Below are 557 nucleotides of genomic sequence, written 5' to 3'. Positions count from 1 at the left end.
TCCTTGAGGTGTTGCAGAAAACGCTTCTCCGCACCAGGCGAGCCTTGCTGTTTTCCAGCAACCACCATGTCCAGCAACGTGAGCGTGCGCCCACCGATCGGCACGGCTGCGCGCAGCAGACACCATGACTTGTCCGGCTTCAGATCGCTCCAGTCGATGACGATCACCGGCTGCGCGCCGCGCAGCAGCCAATGCGCCATGTCCCGCTCGATCACGGATCGTTCGCCCTGCAACGTGCGATTGCGCAGCAGGCGGTCGCATGCCTTGAGGGGCGCACGTACCCGCCTCGCGCCTGGCCATGCGCGTGCAATGTCGATCAAGGTCAGCCGGCCTCCGTGCAACAGCGCCTCAACCGCGCCAAGCAAGGCGCGTCGACGTAATGCATGCATGCCAGAGAGTGAGTGAGACAGGCACTTCTGCAATACTTCGCTGGCGCGCATGGTCGGCACTCTTCTCTGGCTTAGTCACCTTGAAGCGTGCACCATGCGCGCACCTTCTTCCACACCCTGGCCCAGCAAGCACTTGATCTCGCAGAAAAAAATGTGGGGAAACCTCAG

The 557-nt window shown here is 61.8% G+C and carries 1 pseudogene; it reads right to left on the bottom strand.

What is annotated here, in order from left to right:
* Positions 1-440, bottom strand: a pseudogene (locus XdyCFBP7245_RS23480) (IS4 family transposase); the annotation flags it as partial.
* Positions 441-557: the final 117 nt, after the last annotated feature.

It is taken from the genome of Xanthomonas dyei, assembly GCF_002939865.1.
Taxonomy (GTDB): Bacteria; Pseudomonadota; Gammaproteobacteria; order Xanthomonadales; family Xanthomonadaceae; genus Xanthomonas; species Xanthomonas dyei.
Note: the sequence above shows the minus strand (reverse complement) of the source record. Positions and strands in the feature narration are given on the sequence as shown.